Source organism: Ferruginibacter lapsinanis (assembly GCF_020783315.1).
GTDB lineage: Bacteria > Bacteroidota > Bacteroidia > Chitinophagales > Chitinophagaceae > Ferruginibacter > Ferruginibacter lapsinanis.
The window spans coordinates 3,371,450-3,387,777 of the sequence record NZ_CP086063.1; the positions used below are offsets into that span (position 1 = coordinate 3,371,450).

Genomic DNA, 16,328 nt, shown 5'->3' on the forward strand with positions numbered 1-16,328 from the left:
TTTTTATTTATTATAAAGTTCGTTTAAAATTTCTTTTTCATTTTGAGTGATCGTTTTGCCTTTCAATCTTTTCCAGTTCTCAATATCCTGTAATGCCTTTTCAAATGTATACTGATCATTTCCCCAGGTAAAATCAGGTATGTATTTTGGCGGAAATCCTTCTGCAAAAATATTACAACATACACCTACCACTGTACCCGTATTAAATGAAGTATTAATAGCAGCTCTGCTATAATCTCCCATAAGCAAACCACATTTTAACCCCACCTTTCTGTAAGTCATATCAGGCTTAAACCATACTGCCACCTCGGATGCTGTATTTTTTACATTGGAATTAGTTGTCCCTGCTCCCAGATTACACCATTCACCAATTACACTGTCTCCCAAATACCCGTCATGAGCTTTGTTACTGTATCCAAATAAAATAGTGTTTTTTATTTCACCAGCTACTGTACAGTAAGGACCAACTGTAGTTGCTCCATATATCTTACTGCCCATCTTTACAACAGCACCTTCACACAAAGCAAAGCTGCCACGTATCATAGCCCCTTCCATTACTTCAGCGTTCTTACCAATATAGATAGGACCTTCGGAAGCATTTAAAATGCTGTACTCCACTTTAGCACCATCTTCAATAAAAATCTGTTCGGGATTAATTACTTTGTTAGTAGTTGATATAGGTTGAGAGCTTCTCCCCTCTGTTATCAATGCAAAATCTTTTCGCAATGCCCAATCATTGAATTGAAACAGATCCCAGGGATGCTGTAGCACCCTGATATCATCTGCTCCATGAACTACAGGAATATCAGCATGATCCAGATGACCAAATAGTTCTACATAATTTTTTGTTGGAACGATATTGGAATTAAATGTAAGCGTATTTTCATTTTTATCATACCCCAATGCAGCTAATATCAATGCCCATTTTTCTCTGATGGTAAGAATACCTATCCTGATATCCGCTGCGCTACGTGTGGCAGTAAAAGGATACAAACTATCGCCGGTATTTTTATCAGTGAAAACTATCTGCATTTATTCAAAATTATCTTTTTTTATCAGATGACAATTTGATTTTTTTATTAACGATAAGATAGAACAAAAAAAATCCCTTCGGAAAACCAAAGGGATGTTAATATAGTTGAGAAAAACAACTCAGTACGAATACTAGTTATCTTTCTTTGCGTAACGTTTTTTAAATTTATCGATACGACCTGCAGTATCCACCAATACATTTTTACCTGTATAGAAAGGATGTGAAGTGTTTGATATCTCCAATTTAATAACCGGATATTCATTACCATCCTCAAATACTACTGTTTCTTTAGATTCAGCAGTTGAACGGCTTAAAAACTGATATCCATTACTCATATCTTTGAAAACTACAAAGCGGTAATTTTTTGGGTGCAATTCTTTTTTCATGATTGTCAACGTTTTGTGCATGGATTTTGCCATGCGGTTTTTTAAAGAGCAGCAAAGGTAGGCTTTTTAATTGATAATGGATAATTTGATAATAGATAATTTAGAAACCCTACCAGTTCTTAATCCATTATTATCAGCTCTTCATATTCACCACTTGCAGGGCTATTCCAAGATTCCAGGATTTTGAAGCCTGAATTACATCTTGCAGGTCATCTATCTTTTTCCCGGTAACCCTGATGATATCGTCCATAATGGCTGCCTGTACTTTCAGACCTGCATCTTTAATAAGTTTCACTATTTTCTTTGCATCTTCCTGTTTGATTCCGTTTCTTACGATCACTTCCTTTTTAACAACTTTACCACTTTGGTAAGGCTCTTTGCTCAGGTCGTATATCTCTCCGGCAAGCCCTTGTTTGATACTACGACTGATCATTACATCTACAATCTGATCTAATTTCATTTCGCTATCTGCTTCCAGATTTACCTTAAAATCTTTTTTATTCAGATCGATCACAACATGAGATCCTTTAAAATCGAACCTGTTTGTAATTTCTTTATTAACTGTATTTATAGCGTTATCTAAAGTTTGCAGATCTACTTTACTTGAAAAATCGAATGAAGGCATGGGTGATAATTGTTTGGGTGAGATAATTAGCGCAAATATAAAAAATGCTGCCCATATTGAACAGCATAATTCTTGTTTACTTTTATAGATAAATGATAATCTATATTTCAATAAAAATTGAAAATAAATTTTATAAAGAATTCATTTTAATAAATTTACACAATTTGTATAAATAATAATACTAAATACCTGACACAGCTTTTTTAGGCAGAAAAACATATAACAATACACCAGATAGAACAATCAATAAAGCTATGATCTCCGCCTGCGAAAGACTAAATCCGAAAACATTGTAGTGATAATTTACTCGTATTTTTTCTATAGCAAATCTTTCTAATCCATTCAATATAAGATATATAGAAGAAATAACTCCCGCTGCTTTTATCTTTTTACGAATTGACCATAAAAACAAAAACAATATAGTACATAACACCGTTTCGTAAAATGGCGTAGGAAAAACGGGGGTAGGCAATACACGATTATACTCATCTAGTGAACCTGGTATCTTAATTCCATCTTTATTAACGTTGTTGGGATAGTTATAAGCGAACATCCATTTAGGTAAAAATGAAGGACCTTTAAAAGTAGCATGAGGCACCTTATCCAAGGTAGGGCTTTTCCTGTCTGTTATCAATTCGGTAGATCCATCCGCATTGATAACCGTATCAATCAGAAAATAAGTACTATACTTTTTCAAGTTTTCATTAAACTCATTAGGTTTTGCCAGCGCAACCTTCGCAGATGCATCGGTAACATAAGCACTATTATAGATACCCCAATCCCCGTCTCCAGCCACCTGACAACCGATCCGACCAACTGCATAAGCGATCATCAAAGCCGGGGCCACCGAATCTGCTAAATGAATAGGCTTGATACCTTTTTTAACAGCATAGCAGGCAATAGCTATGGTAGCTAAAATTAGCCCTCCGTAAAAGGTGAGTCCGCTTGCGGAGAACAAGCGTTCTATCGGGTGTGCTATAAATTCATCCCAATTTTCGAAATTATCAAAAAGCTTGGCTCCTAAAAGACCAAACACTAACCCAATAATAATAATATCTCCTACCCGGTCATGTGGCCAGATACGCAATGTCCGGCGTTCCGGTTCTTTCAACTTTTGCTTATGCTTATCCCACCATTTTAATCCGGCCAACAAGAGCCCCAGAATCAAACCACCTAAAATATTACCGTCAGTTGAAAAGATATAATCTTGCGGATTCATGTCCTCCGGCTTATTAAAAAACAAACCAACCAACTTATACGCAAAAATAAATCCGGTCAAAAAATTAGTGAGTAATTCTATAAAAGAAACAGGCTGTCCTACCATTATTGCTTCTTCTCTGGGATGCAAAAGCCCCTGTTTTTCTTTACGTTTCAATTCGGCAGAAAGCACAATCGCCGATACTACAAACCCCAAAGCCACCATCAATCCGAAAGTATTTAAAAAACTTAACGCTTTCCATTCTACACCAAACCAGTCTTTAAAAACATAATATAAATTGGGATACATCTTATCAATTAAAAATTATAAATTATAAATTTTGATGCAATATATAGAAATATTCAGCGCAGAAACAATAAGTTACTTTAACAAAATGTCCCGTAAGTAATTAACCTACGGGACTTGCATTACTAACCCATGTAATATTTTTAATTGCAGTACTGATCAAATGCGCCGATCAGATTTTCTGCTATCATCTGTGCACTTCTGCCTTCGATATTATGTCTTTCGATAAAATGCACCAACTGCCCATCTTTAAACAATGCTATAGAAGGTGATGATGGAGGATAAGGCAATAAATGTTCTCTGATTTTTTTAACTGCCTCTACATCAAACCCGGCAAAGCTGGTAGTTAGATGAGTAGGTTTTTTTGCACTGTTGTGTACTGCCATCAATACACCAGGCCTTGCTGTTCCGGCACTACAACCACATACTGAATTTATAACTACTAAAGCCGTCCCTTTATCGGACAATGTTTTTTCTACATCAGAAGCTGTAAGCATTTCCTGAAATCCATTTTCAGTAAGCTCCTCTTTCATCGGTATTACAATTTCTTGGGGATACATATATTTTATTTAGACAGCAAATTTACGAAGTATCAATGAATAATACATCGAAAAACGTCAATATGTTGATAAATTGAAAATAAATAAACAAGTCATTAAGTCATCTGAATCAAGATGCTACAGACAATTTGTCGTTAAAAATTAATCGAAATTGTCAAAAATTCTTTGATTTACCATTTGGAATAGGTTTTGAATCCATCGTTTCATAACAAAATTTAAAACTAAAAAAATATACAACTATGACACTCGTAAGAACATCACATCCATTTGCAAAAAATTTAGACGGATTGGTTAATGACATTTTTAATGATTGGGCTCCCGCTCTTGGAAAAACCTTCAGGGAAGATGTATTTGGTTTTCCGCCAGTAAACATCTCTGAAAAAACCGATGCATACCAATTAGAAGTGGCAGCTCCGGGATTTGACAAAACAGATTTTGCAGTAAAATTAGATAATCAATTATTGACCATTACTGCAGAGAAAAAAGAAACAACAAAAGACGAAACTACCAAGACGATCAGGAAAGAATTCAGTCACAAAACATTTAAACGCAGTTTTACCCTGGATGAAAAAATTGAAGCCGGTAATATTTCGGCTAAATATGAAAACGGTATCTTATTGGTAACATTGCCTAAGAAAGAAGAAGTAAAAGCGGTAGCAAAAGAAATTGCTATCCAGTAAAATTAATTGTTATAACTGAGCATACAGTTGGTTTTGGTAAAACGCCTCCTTATTCCTAAGGAGGCGTTCATTTTTATATTACACGAATTTTTAGAACAATTCGTGCAATTAATAGCCTAATATCTTCAACATACTTTGAGCACTTTGCTCTTTAGCATATACCCAATCATGCAGCTTGCCATTTTTATCGTGACCAATAATAATGTGTTTAGGCGAAGGAATTAAACAGTGTTTAATTCCTCCGTAACCGCTGATCTGATCCTGGTAAGCACCGGTATGAAAGAACCCTACATACAAAGGCTCTCCGTTAGTTAATTTAGGAAGAAACACTTCATTGATATGCTCCTCACTATCATAATAATCATGACTATCGCAGGTAATACCGCCAAGGGTTACCCGCTGATATTCTTCCTGCCACTTATTGATAGGCAGCATTAAGAATTTTTCTCCTATCCCCCATGTATCTGGCAAAGTGGTAATGAAAGAAGAGTCAATCATGTACCAGATCTCTCTATCGTTCTGCATTTTTTCTCCAATAACACTGTAGATATGTGCCATACTCTCTCCTACTGTGTAACTACCAAATTCAGTAAAGATATTTGGCATTTGCACTTTGTTTCGGGTACAAGCCACTTTAATGTTACGTACAATTTCATTGATCATAAATTGATAATCGTACTCAAAACCTAATGAGTGCTTTATAGGAAACCCACCACCGATATTGATTGAATCTAATTCAGGACAGATCTTTTTTAACTGGCAGTATAAATTGATTACCTTATTCAATTCACTCCAATAATAAATATCATCTTTAATTCCTTTGTTTAAAAAGATGTGCAACATCTTTAATTGAAACTTATGTTCATATCCTTCGATCTGATCAACATAAAATTCCAGAATATCTTTTGCCCTCATCCCTAAACGAGAGGTATAGAAAGGGAAATTAGGCTCTTCTTCCGCAGCGACTCTTATCCCAACTTTAAAAGGATCTTTTACCGATTTATAGGCTTTCAATTCTTCCATATTATCCAACACAGGGATTACATTTTTAAATCCGGTGTTCAATAATTTGACAATTCGATTGGTGTATGGCTTTTGCTTGTAACCGTTGCAGATGATGAAGGTCTCTTTATTGATCTTCTTTTTCTGATAAAGCTTATTTATAATGTCAATATCATACGCATAAGAAGTTTCCAAATGAATATTATGCTTTAATGCTTCTTCAACTATAAATGAAAAGTGAGAGCTTTTTGTACAGTAACAATAATTATACTTGCCTTCATACTTATGCTTCTTAAAAGCATTTTCGAACATTTTTTTAGCCTTATTTATCTGCATACCAATTTTAGGCAGATAGGTTAGTTTTAACGGCGTACCATACTTATCAATAAGCGCTTTGATATCTTGTCCGTTGTATTGCAAATACTCGTCTTTAACCTTAAAATCTTCCTGAGGAAAATTAAATGTTTGATCAACCAGATCAGAGTAAGTATTGTTCATATTATTCATCGGCGGCAAATGGGTTTTAAGTAGTGAAGTGCAAATGTACTTGAATGATAAATGTAATAAATAAAAAACCGGATATGATTTTCTCACATCCGGTAAATATTATAAAGAACTAAGGCATTTATTTAACCTGAGCTACTAAGTTTTTGAAACTTTCTGGCTCGTTCATCGCCAAATCAGCCAAAACTTTACGATTTAAATCGATGTTTTTAGCAGCTAATTTATGGATGAATTCGCTATAAGTCAACCCTTCTGCTCTAACAGCAGCGTTGATACGTGCAATCCACAAAGTACGGTATTCACGTTTTTTAAGTTTACGACCAACGTAAGCATACGTTAACCCTTTTTCCATTACGTTTTTCGCAACGGTATATACATTTTTACGTTTACCGTAATAACCTTTAGCGGCCTTTAATACTCTTTTTCTACGAGCCCTTGATGCAACTGCATTTTTTGAACGTGGCATATCTTAATAAATTAAATAATTAATAATTGATTTTCTAAACTGTCTGATAAATTATTTCAGACCTAATAAACGCATTACGAAAGCCTGGTTAGTTGAATGAACTACACCGTCTTTTCTTAAATTACGTTTACGTTTTTTAGATTTTTTTGTCAGGATGTGACGTTTAAATGGCTTTTGGAAAGTGATCAAGCCGGTGCCCGTTACACTGAAACGTTTTTTGGCACTTGAGTTTGTTTTTACTTTTGGCATTATATAACTGTTATTAGTTACTCCCTGCTGGCGGTACTGCACTGGCGGTACACTTTTTGAGCCTTGTGGGAAATGTTGCAAAAAAGGAATGACCCTTTTTCGGGCGGCAAAGGTAATGATTTTGATTGATTTTAAAGTAAAATGCTCGTTTTTTTACCGTAAAATCATAAAATAACTCATTAATAGATATTTTACCGTTTATAACAATATGCTGCTCAGCAATATTAGTACTTGTTATTTTTGAAAAAATATATTTTATGAAACTGCCTACCCTTCTCTTTACCCTGTTGTTTCTGAATGGATTATCTGCTAATTGCCAGAATATCGAACCCAAAAAGATGATTGATTCTACCGACATGGACCTTACTGTGAAACCCGGTGATGATTTTTTTCGGTTTGTAAATGGCAACTGGATAAAAAATACAACAATCCCTGCTTCCAAGACAAGTTGGGGAAGCTTCAATCTTCTGGCTGAAAAATCTTCTGCAGATGTTAAAACGCTTACAGAATACGCTTCAAAAAACACACATAAAAACCGCATGCTGCAGATGGTAGGTGATTTTTATACCAGCGGTATGGATAGTATCAATGCGGAACAACTAGGGTACCAGCCAATAAAAAAAGACCTTGAAAGAATTAACGCTATAAAAAATATTGACGGGATCATTACTGAAATAACATATCAACACACGAAAGGGATCACTGCGCCTTTATTTAATTTTTCTATCTATCAGGATGCAAAAATAACTACGAAATATATTACCCACCTTGACCAAGGGGGCACAGTTTTACCAGACAGAGATTATTATCTAAAAAATGACAATCGTAGTATAGATATCAGAAAAGAGTATTTATCCTACATAATTGATCTTTTCATATTAACAGGTACAGATTCTGTTCTCGCCCCAGACAAAGCCACTACAATTATTGAACTTGAAACCCAATTGGCCAAGGCACAAATAAGTAAAGTAGAACTAAAAAACCCCGAAAAAACCTACAATAAACTTAATATAAACGACTATAGTAAAAATTTAAAAGCAATAAACTTAAAAATATTGATGCAAAAAATGTTGGTAAATGAGGACAGCATCCTATCTAACAACCTGGCATTTTTACAAACTACCGATAGTCTTTTATTGAACCTGCCACTGCAAACGTGGAAGAATTATTTACAATGGTATATTTTAAAAAGTTCTGCCGCTTATTTGAGTAATGCATTTGTAGAAAGAAATTTTAAATATGGTAAAGCCCTCTCTGGTCAGAAAGCCATGACACCAAGATGGCAACGGGTAAGTTATTTAACAGATAACAGACTTGGGGACCTGCTGGGACAACTTTATGTAAAAAAATATTTTACTGCTGCTGCAAAAAAAAGAATGTTAGCATTAGTAAATAATTTGCAGGATGCCTTTAAAGAAAGAATCAAACATTTAGACTGGATGAGTGATGAGACCAAGCAAAAAGCGTTGATCAAATTAGCTGCCATCACAAAAAAAATAGGATACCCGGATAAATGGAAAAGCTATGACGGTGTGGTGATCACGAAAAATAATTACCTGCAAAATTTAAGAAACTGTGCTGAATGGCTGTACAAATATTCTGTAAAAAGACTAGGCTCTCCCATTGATAAAACCGAGTGGTATTTTACCCCTCCTACAGTAAATGCTTATTATGCACCGTTAAGTAATGAGATTGTATTTCCTGCTGCAATATTGCAACCTCCTTTCTTCGATCCTGTTGCAGACGATGCATTTAACTATGGGGGCATAGGTGCCACCATTGGGCATGAAATGACACATGGCTTTGATGATGAAGGCAGGAAATATGATGCAGAGGGTAACCTCAACGATTGGTGGACAAATTTAGATGCAGAAAAATTTAAAGAAAAAACAGAAAAAATTATTGCACAATTTGATTCTCTGACTGTGCTTGATACAATACACGTAAACGGCAAACTTACCTCAGGAGAAAATATTGCGGACCTGGGCGGACTGAATATTGCGTATGATGCGTTCAAAAAAACAGCACAAGGAAGGTCGAACAAAAAAATAGATGGCTTTACTCCAGACCAGCGTTTCTTTTTGAGTTGGTCGCATGCATGGCGTAGCAAAATTTTACCAGAAACAGCTGCCAGATACATCATCATTGACGTACATGCCCCTAATGAACACAGGGCGAATGAACCACTAAGGAATATCGATGCATTTTATAAAGCTTTTGATATTAAGCCTGGTGATAAAATGTACAAGCCGGAAAAAGACAGAATAAAGATCTGGTAAGCTTATAATAAAAAGGGAAGCAAATGCTTCCCTTTTTATTATTTTTTTATAAACGTAAATTTAAAATAAAGCAGCACCAATGATAAAAAACAAATGATACTGTTACAAATGATCACCGGTAATATCATCCTCTCCACACCATAAACGATCCAGATAACTGTACTGATAAAAACGATCAGGATCGTTAATAAGTTCAGATCACCCACACTTTTGGTTTTCCAGGCCTGATAAACCTGGGGCATAAAAGTGATACTACTCAATGCTGAACCTACATGCCCGATAACCTCCGTCCAATCCATACAATATTATTTTTCCATTTGTTCTATTACTGATTGTGTAACTCCTGTGAAAGAGAAGCCTCCATCATGAAACAGATTTTGCATCGTTACAAATTTGGTAAGATCACTGAACAAGGTAACGCAATAGTTAGCACAATCATCTGCACTTGCATTACCCAATGGACTCATTTTTTCTGCATAATTAATAAAACCATCAAAGCCCTTTACCCCACTGCCTGCAGTAGTTTTTGTAGGAGATTGAGAAACGGTATTTACACGAACATGTTTTTTAACCCCATATTGATAGCCAAAATTACGGGCTATACTTTCCAGCATCGCTTTGTTATCAGCCATATCATTATAGTCGGGGAAAACACGTTGAGCTGCGATATAACTTAATGCTACCACAGATCCCCATTCATTAATTGCATCTTCCTTCATAGCTGCTGCCAACACTCTATGTAAGCTCAACGCAGAAATATCCAACCCTTTATGGCTGAATTCATAATTATTTTCAGTGTAATGAATACCCTTACGAACATTAATACTCATTCCGATAGAGTGAAGAATAAAATCTACCCCACCTCCAAAATGTGCTTTTGCCTGAGTGATCAAATTTGCTACATCCTCATTACTGCTTACATCACATGGAATTACAGGAGCATTCACCGCTTCGGCCAATTTATTTATTTCTCCCATACGCATTGCAACAGGTGCGTTGGTCAGTAATAGTTCAGCCCCTTCTTCGTGACAACGAAGCGCCGTTTTCCACGCAATAGATTTTTCATCCAATGCTCCGAATATGATTCCTTTTTTTCCTTTTAGTAGGTTGTATGACATGCTTTAATAATTTGAGCGGTAAAAATAAGACTCTTATGGCTTAAAGAAAAACTCTTTAAACTGTATTATAACAAAACTAATTACAAAAGTGAATATGAAGATAGAAAGTAGGTTCAAAAGAGCGTTTATGACCAGGTATTTACCAGATTTAGCCGGATTTACCTTTCTTTTTAAGAAAAGATGCACCTGATACGATAGAAACAGCATTGTTGCAACAAACGCTAGTAAGAGTATTTTTTTCATGTAAATCAACTGTTAATTCCCTACCATCTCCCTGGCATTTTGCAAAGCAGCTGCGGTAGGCTTTTCTCCGCTCAGCATTTGTGCAATGGTTGTAATACGTTCATCATTATTTAATAGCCTGATTGAGGTAGTGATCCTGTCTTCTTTAATGGCTTTATATACAAAATAATGAGCAGTAGCTTTTGCTGCAATTTGTGGTTGATGCGTAATAGATATTAATTGATGCGATGAAGACAGGTCTTTCATTATTAACCCCACCTGTTTGGCCGCTTCACCACTAATACCTGTATCTATTTCATCAAATATCAATGTAGGCAATTGTAATTTTTTAGCTACCAGAGATTTTATGCAGAGCATTAAACGGCTCAACTCGCCGCCACTGGCCACTTTACGCAATGGCTCAAAGCGATTGCTTTTATTGGCATCAAATAAAAACTCTATCGCATCAATACCATAAATATTAAGGGATACTTTTTCTATGTGCACTTTTATCTGTGCATTAGGCATCCCAACCTGAACCAAAAGATTGTTCACCTTCTCCGCAAACGGTTTTGTTGCTTTGCTTCTGTTAGATGAGATGCTTGCAGCCAATGTCTCACATTGGTGCGATAATTCTTTTGTTTCCTTTTCCTTTTTTATAATGACATCTCCTAGGTTAAGGATGTCATTTAATTTTTCCTGAAGAGAATCTTTTATAGCCAATAATTCATTGGTTGTATTCACTCCATGTTTCTTTAATAATTTATATCCTACAGATATTTTATCATTTACGATCTGAATTCTTTCAGGACTGTATTGCACGGCATTATCAATGCTTTCCAATTCATCGGCAACATCCTGTAGCTCGAGTTGGGCACTTTGTATTCGTTTGGTAAGATCAGGTATCATAGTATGATACTCTTCTAAAGAATGTAATTTATTGCTTAACGATTTTAATTGTTGAACAATAGGCTGGTCACTTTCCTTTAATTCAAAATAAACCGCACTTAATTGTTGCTTTACATTCTCTGCATTGCTTAATAATTTCAACTCAGCATCCAGTTCTTCCAATTCATTTTCTTTCAATCCGGCCTCATCCAATTCATCAAACAGAAACTGATTGTAATCAAGTGCAGCATTAGCAGTTAATTGCTGCTGTTGCAATTCCTGTAATTCTTTTTTTGCTGCAGTATATTGATGAAAAAAAGTAGCGTACTGTTGTAGCAGTTCTCCATTTCCTGCCAAGGCATCCAGCACCTCTCTTTGAAAATCATTATCTCCTAATTCAAGAGTATCAAACTGTTGGTGCAGATCAACCAACAATGAACTCAACGCTTTTAATTGAGTCAAATTAACGGGTGTATCATTAATAAATGCTCTTGACTTTCCGTTTGATGCGATCTCCCTTCTTACAACCAGGTCATCTTCAAGATCCAGTTCATTTTCTTTTAAGAATGATCTTATTTCTTTCCGGGCTTTTGTTTTAAAGCTGCCTTCTACCACACATTTTTTTTCTTTATTCATCAATGTGCTACTTTCTGCCCTGTCACCTAATATTAAACTTAAGGCTCCAATTAAAATACTTTTACCGGCACCGGTCTCTCCGGTAATAATGTTTAAGCCTGATGAAAAATCAATATCAATTTCATCGATGATGGCGTAATTCTGTATATGAAGTTTGGTAAGCATAATTATTTATTACACGAATTTAAGGTACGAATTACACGAATTTTCGAATTAATACAAATAAAAAAGGTGAATGCTTTTCCACATCCACCTTTAAAACTTATTAAACTTGTTAAACTTATTTTACTTCAACTGAATCATTCAGATCTGTATCAACTAAGATACGTCCGCAGTTTTCGCAAACCATTACTTTTTTGCGTAATTTGATTTCGCTTTGTTTTTGTGGAGGGATAGCATGGAAACAACCACCACAACTATCTCTTTCTACAGCAACTACAGCTAACCCGTTACGGTAGTTTTTACGAATTCTGTCATAACTCAACAACAATCTTTCATCCACATGACTTCTTGCTTCTTCAGCTTGTTTGTTGTAATGCTTTTCTTCTTTCTCAGTTTCGCTGATGATCTTTTCCAACTCACTTTTTTTACCGGAAAGATTATGTTCTTTAGTTGCTACCGCTTTTTTAGCTGAATCCAACTGGCGTGCTTTTTCGCCAATTTCTTCTGTAGCATCTTTAATATGCTTTTCGCAAAGCTTTATTTCTAAAGTCTGCATTTCAATTTCTTTATTAATCGCTTCAAACTCTCTGTTATTCTTTACATTCTCACTTTGCTTCTCGTATTTTTTCACCAATGCTTCCGCTTCTTTGATTGCCTCTTTACGCAGGTTAATGAATTCCTGAATTCCGTTGATCTCTTCTTCAACTCTTAACTGACGAGCATGTAAGCCTTCTATTTCATCTTCAAGGTCTTTTACTTCAATAGGCAACTCTCCTTTTAATATCTGAATTTCGTCCAATTTGCAGTCAACTTTTTGCAAGCGAACAAGTGATGACAATTTTTCTTCAACTGAGAAATCTGCGACTTTAGCCATTTGTTTATTTGAAATTATAATTTGAAATTACAGGAAGTAATGTACCGGGTTGGTTTTTACTCCTGTTTTTAGGACGGCAAAGTTAGGGAATTTTTCGGTCAAAATATCAAATAATAAGTCAATTGTGAACTGTTCGCTCTCATAATGGCCGATATCTGCAATTACCAACCTATTATTCGCATCGAAAAATTCGTGGTATTTGATGTCCCCCGTAATGTAAAAATCCGCTCCTGCCGCGGTTGCAGCACCAATTAAGAAGCTGCCGGCACCTCCGCAAAGAGCCACTTTTTTCACCGCTTTGCCTGTTAAACCCGTATGTTTTATTACAGAAAGTCCAAATACCTGCTTTAATTGCTTCAAAAATGATGTTTCGTCAATTGCTGCAGGCAATTCCCCTACAAGACCACTACCTATATCCTGATGCATATTATCTAAATTTATAATATCATACGCCACCTCTTCGTAAGGATGGGCCGTTTTCATAGCTGCGATCACAGCTTTTTCGATCCACTCCGGAAAAATGATCTCGATCCTTACTTCCGGCTCGGTGTGTCGTTCTCCGATCTTTCCAATAAACGGATCTGTGCCTTCATTTGCCAGAAATGTTCCTTCACCATTGATATTGAAACTGCATTCACTGTAATTTCCTACATGCCCGCCACCCGCCGCAAAAATTGCAGCACGAACCTTTTCAGCATGATCAACAGGTGCAAATGTGACCAGTCTTTTTAAATTATTTTTTTTAGGAGATAAGATACTGCGATTAATTAACTCAAGTTTATCCGCTATTTTCCCATTCACTCCGTTGATCACATTATCCAGGTTGGTATGAATAGCATAGATGGCAATATCATTTTTGATTGCTTTGATAACCGTTTGTTCCACATAATTTTTCCCGGTGATCGATTTTAATCCGCCGAAAATGACAGGATGATGGGCAACGATCAAATTGCAATTATTTTTGATCGCCTCATCAACAATGACTTCCGTCGCATCCAATGTTGTAATAATACCCGTACATTCCCATGAAGCACTACCTGTAAGCAGACCTGCATTGTCGTAACTTTCCTGTAAACTTGCAGGCGCAATGGTTTCTAAAAAAGATACTATTTCGTTAATTTTCATTTTATAAAATTTACATACACAATGAATAGCGCCGAATTATATGCTGAGTATAAAACAAAGATGCAAAAAATAGCCGATGTAAAATACGCTTCTGCCGTTTTACAATGGGATCAGGAGACATATCTTCCACCAAAAGGCAATGATTTCAGGGGCAGGCAGGTCGCCACATTGAGCGAAATTGCCCACGAACAGTTTACAGATGAAAAGCTCGGCGATCTTTTAACTGAACTTCTCAGCAAAAATGACTTAAGTGGTTCTGAAAAAAGAAATATAGAATTAAGTCTGGAAGATTACACCCGGAACAAAAAAATACCTGCAGATTTTGTACGTACCATGAGTGAGACTGTTACAAGGTCTTATCATGACTGGGCTAATGCCCGAAGCAAAAATTCGTTTCCACTGTTTGAAAATTCACTGCATCAAGTGATTGAATTAAAAAAAAGAGAAGCTGATTATCTTGGATATGAGGGTCATCCTTATAATGCATTGATGAATGATTATGATAAAGGACTTACTGTTGCGATCGTAGATAATATCTTCAATGATTTGAAACCGCAACTTTTAACGCTGCTTGATGCTATAAAGAATAAGCCTCAGGTTGACAGCTCATTTTTGCATTTGCATTATGATAAAGATACCCAATGGAAATTAGGCATTGAACTTTTAACAAGAATTGGCTTCGATTTTGAAGCAGGTAGACAGGATATCAGTTTACATCCTTTCACCACAAATTTTAATAATGTTGATGTAAGAGTAACAACAAGGGTTGATGAGAATGATCTGGGGAATATGACCTGGAGTTGTTTGCACGAAGGCGGACATGCACTCTACGAGCAGGGGTTACCCGGAGATCAGTATGGCTTACCATTGGGAGAATATTGCAGTCTTAGTATACATGAAAGCCAAAGCCGCTTATGGGAAAACTGTGTTGGCAGAGGATTGGCATTTTGGCAACACAATTTTAATTTGTTAAAAACGTTTTTCCCAAACCAACTGAAAGATATCAGTGAAGAAAAGTTCTATAAAGGAATCAACAAGGTGCAACCGTCCTTGATAAGAACCGAGGCAGATGAGTTAACCTATCATTTTCATGTAATGATTCGTTATGAGATAGAGAAAGCGTTGATTGAGGGTAGTATTATGACAAAAGATATTCCTGCTTACTGGAATGAGCAGTATAAAAAATATCTTGGAGTTATTGTGCCGAATGATCAAAATGGTTGTTTACAGGATATCCACTGGAGTCACGGAAGTTTTGGATACTTTGCTACCTATAGTTTAGGCAGCTTATATGCAGCGCAGCTATATGCAGCAATTGAAAGAGAAAACAAGTCATTAGAGAAAGAAGTAGCGGCAGGCAACAACGGCAATATTTTAAAATGGCTAAGGAAGAATATACATGAAAAGGGCCGTTTATTTTTATCAGAAAAATTATGTCTCGAAGCCACCGGAGAAACACTAAATCCAAATTATTTTATCGATTATGCCACAAAGAAATACACTGATATTTACTCCTGATAAACTTGAAAAAGTTATTCAAACAATTTATAGATCCAGGTTAATTATTGCGGTGATCATTGCAGTACTATTATTCTTAAGTGGTTGCAAGAAAAGTTCCACAACAGAAGCCTACCCTTCCCCGATTTTGATACTATATTTTTCTGACAATATTCTTAACCGAAACTTTATTGTAGACAAAGCAATAGATAATGGTACAGATATAACTTCACAATACGATGGTTATACATTTGTTTTATCAAGAACTGATTCTTATGTTGAAGGCCCCCTTACCGCAAATAAGGGTACAAATAACTATACCGGCACGTGGACCAGTAATGAAGACTACAGTAAACTTATAATTAATTTAAACGCCCCTTCAATTCCTACAGAATTCAATTTTCTTAATCGCACCTGGAAATTCACCAAGAAATCAATTCCTGTTTTGGAACTGGCTCCCTGGATCAATACCGACCCAAAGATCTTGCACATGAAGAGGGTTTAATTCAGCAACACTA

The 16,328-nt window shown here is 35.8% G+C and carries 17 protein-coding genes; 4 read left to right on the forward strand and 13 right to left on the reverse strand.

Annotated elements, in window-relative coordinates; translation table 11 throughout:
- Positions 1-3: 3 nt before the first annotated feature.
- From LK994_RS14165 to LK994_RS14185, 5 genes are all read right to left on the reverse strand, one after another.
- On the reverse strand, positions 4-1,032 hold the full coding sequence (locus LK994_RS14165) for a putative sugar nucleotidyl transferase (RefSeq protein ID WP_229760752.1): 1,029 nt from the start codon (positions 1,030-1,032) through the stop codon (positions 4-6).
- A gap of 132 nt (positions 1,033-1,164) precedes the next feature.
- Positions 1,165-1,419: a type B 50S ribosomal protein L31 gene (locus LK994_RS14170; protein WP_229760753.1), complete on the reverse strand. Its 255-nt coding sequence runs from the start codon at positions 1,417-1,419 to the stop codon at positions 1,165-1,167.
- Between the two features lie 133 nt (positions 1,420-1,552).
- The gene (locus LK994_RS14175) at positions 1,553-2,044 is read right to left on the reverse strand and encodes a YajQ family cyclic di-GMP-binding protein (RefSeq protein WP_229760754.1); all 492 of its coding nucleotides are present in this window, start codon (positions 2,042-2,044) and stop codon (positions 1,553-1,555) included.
- A gap of 181 nt (positions 2,045-2,225) precedes the next feature.
- A complete protein-coding gene (locus LK994_RS14180) occupies positions 2,226-3,551 on the reverse strand; it encodes a prolipoprotein diacylglyceryl transferase (protein WP_229760755.1) in 1,326 nt (441 codons plus the stop codon).
- A 140-nt stretch (positions 3,552-3,691) separates the two neighbouring features.
- The gene (locus LK994_RS14185; protein ID WP_229760756.1) at positions 3,692-4,108 is read right to left on the reverse strand and encodes a BrxA/BrxB family bacilliredoxin; all 417 of its coding nucleotides are present in this window, start codon (positions 4,106-4,108) and stop codon (positions 3,692-3,694) included.
- A 239-nt stretch (positions 4,109-4,347) separates the two neighbouring features.
- Here LK994_RS14185 and LK994_RS14190 point away from each other — a divergent pair, with 239 nt between their 5' ends.
- A complete protein-coding gene (locus LK994_RS14190) occupies positions 4,348-4,788 on the forward strand; it encodes an Hsp20/alpha crystallin family protein (protein ID WP_229760757.1) in 441 nt (146 codons plus the stop codon).
- A 108-nt stretch (positions 4,789-4,896) separates the two neighbouring features.
- On the opposite strand, the gene LK994_RS14195 is transcribed toward LK994_RS14190, so the two are convergent.
- From LK994_RS14195 to rpmI, 3 genes are all read right to left on the reverse strand, one after another.
- Positions 4,897-6,288, reverse strand: a complete 1,392-nt coding sequence (locus LK994_RS14195) for a type III PLP-dependent enzyme domain-containing protein (protein ID WP_229760758.1) — start codon at positions 6,286-6,288, stop codon at positions 4,897-4,899.
- Positions 6,289-6,415: 127 nt separating this feature from the next.
- Positions 6,416-6,760 carry a 50S ribosomal protein L20 gene (gene rplT / locus LK994_RS14200; protein WP_229760759.1) on the reverse strand — a complete coding sequence of 115 codons (345 nt, stop codon included), beginning with the start codon at positions 6,758-6,760 and terminating at the stop codon, positions 6,416-6,418.
- Positions 6,761-6,811: 51 nt separating this feature from the next.
- Positions 6,812-7,009, reverse strand: a complete 198-nt coding sequence (gene rpmI, locus LK994_RS14205) for a 50S ribosomal protein L35 (protein WP_229760760.1) — start codon at positions 7,007-7,009, stop codon at positions 6,812-6,814.
- 257 nt (positions 7,010-7,266) lie between these two features.
- Between rpmI and LK994_RS14210 the strand changes: the two genes are divergently transcribed.
- On the forward strand, positions 7,267-9,288 hold the full coding sequence (locus tag LK994_RS14210; protein WP_229760761.1) for a M13 family metallopeptidase: 2,022 nt from the start codon (positions 7,267-7,269) through the stop codon (positions 9,286-9,288).
- A 38-nt stretch (positions 9,289-9,326) separates the two neighbouring features.
- Here the strand turns inward: LK994_RS14210 and LK994_RS14215 are convergent, their stop codons facing one another.
- The 5 genes from LK994_RS14215 to LK994_RS14235 all read right to left on the reverse strand — a co-directional run bounded on the left by LK994_RS14215 (position 9,327) and on the right by LK994_RS14235 (position 14,313).
- Entirely contained in the window at positions 9,327-9,587 is a 261-nt protein-coding gene (locus tag LK994_RS14215) for a SemiSWEET family sugar transporter (protein ID WP_229760762.1), read from the reverse strand.
- Positions 9,588-9,593: 6 nt separating this feature from the next.
- Complete coding sequence (locus tag LK994_RS14220) at positions 9,594-10,406, reverse strand: enoyl-ACP reductase FabI (RefSeq protein ID WP_229760763.1); 813 nt, start codon at positions 10,404-10,406, stop codon at positions 9,594-9,596.
- 255 nt (positions 10,407-10,661) lie between these two features.
- Positions 10,662-12,317, reverse strand: coding sequence for a DNA repair protein RecN (recN, locus tag LK994_RS14225; protein WP_229760764.1), 1,656 nt, complete (start codon positions 12,315-12,317; stop codon positions 10,662-10,664).
- Between the two features lie 115 nt (positions 12,318-12,432).
- Entirely contained in the window at positions 12,433-13,188 is a 756-nt protein-coding gene (locus LK994_RS14230) for a zinc ribbon domain-containing protein (RefSeq protein ID WP_229760765.1), read from the reverse strand.
- Positions 13,189-13,215: 27 nt separating this feature from the next.
- On the reverse strand, positions 13,216-14,313 hold the full coding sequence (locus LK994_RS14235) for a Nif3-like dinuclear metal center hexameric protein (protein WP_229760766.1): 1,098 nt from the start codon (positions 14,311-14,313) through the stop codon (positions 13,216-13,218).
- Positions 14,314-14,334: 21 nt separating this feature from the next.
- Between LK994_RS14235 and LK994_RS14240 the strand changes: the two genes are divergently transcribed.
- Positions 14,335-15,831 (forward strand): carboxypeptidase M32, encoded by a 1,497-nt coding sequence (locus LK994_RS14240; protein ID WP_229760767.1) that lies wholly within the window; start codon positions 14,335-14,337, stop codon positions 15,829-15,831.
- Positions 15,797-16,315 carry a hypothetical protein gene (locus LK994_RS14245; protein ID WP_229760768.1) on the forward strand — a complete coding sequence of 173 codons (519 nt, stop codon included), beginning with the start codon at positions 15,797-15,799 and terminating at the stop codon, positions 16,313-16,315. Before LK994_RS14240 ends, LK994_RS14245 begins: the two co-directional genes overlap by 35 nt.
- Positions 16,316-16,328: the final 13 nt, after the last annotated feature.